Consider the following 1,071-nt stretch of genomic DNA (forward strand, 5'->3'; position numbering starts at 1 on the left):
GGGTTAGATAGGTTGTAGTTTAATTGTTTTTTACATTATCCTTTGGCCTCCTGATACAAGAAGCGTTTGATAGATTTCTTCGGCGTTTTTTCAAATTCTTCAGGATAGATTTTCATTTTGAATATCTGGCTGTATGCGGGCAGTTCTGCATTCAGTGCCACACGGTTTTCCTCCATGACGCGTTCGATGTCGTCATTGTTCAGCCCATGGGCAAAGGCATCATCGAAGTCGGGGTAAACCAGACCTACCAGTTTCTCATTCTGCTGCACGATGATGCTTTCGGCTACATACGGCATATTGTTCAGTTTGTCTTCTATCTCTTCCGGGTAGATATTCTGACCGCTCGGGCCGAGGAGCATGTTCTTGCTGCGTCCCTTGATGCTTACGTTGCCTTCGGCATCCATCAGGGCAAGGTCTCCGGTGTGCAGCCAGCCGTCTTTGTCGAGTACCTGTACGGTGGCCTCGTCGTTCTTGTAGTAACCCAGCATGACATTGGGACCACGGCAGACAATCTCTCCCGGAATGTTTTCGGGATCGGATGATAGGATTTTCACCTCCATACGCGGTGCGGCCTTTCCGCATGAACCGGGTTTGAAGCGGGTCCAATCCTCGTAACAGATGATGGGGCCGCATTCCGTCATTCCATAGCCTACCGTATAGGGGAAATCTATCATCTTTAAGAACTGCTCCACTTCCTGGTTGAAGGCAGCTCCTCCTACAATGACTTCTGCAAAGTTTCCGCCAAAGGCTTGAATCATTTGTTCGCGTACGGTTGCTTTTATCTTGTCGTTAATGATGGGTACTTTCAGCAACAGCTTCATGGCGGGGGTTTCCAGCTTGGGCAGTACGCTCTTCTTTATAATCTTTTCGATAATGAGCGGAACAGCCACAATCAGGTTAGGCTTCACTTCGGTGAAAGCTTGGAAAATGATTTTGGGGCTGGGCATGCGAGTGAGGAAGAATATGTGGCAACCTACGGCGAATTCATACAGAAACTCGAATGCAAGTCCGTACATATGTGCCATTGGCAGCATGGAGACAATCTTGTCACCGGCTTTCAGCGGCAATACT

General features: G+C 48.4%; 1 protein-coding gene. It reads right to left on the reverse strand.

Going from position 1 to position 1,071, the window contains the following annotated elements:
- Positions 1-35: 35 nt before the first annotated feature.
- On the reverse strand, positions 36-1,071 hold a 1,036-nt coding region (locus tag ABUA47_RS05250), incomplete at its 5' end, for an AMP-binding protein (RefSeq protein WP_349831449.1).

Source organism: Bacteroides sp. RTP31139st1_H2_RTP31139_211217 (assembly GCF_040227615.1).
GTDB lineage: Bacteria > Bacteroidota > Bacteroidia > Bacteroidales > Bacteroidaceae > Bacteroides > Bacteroides uniformis.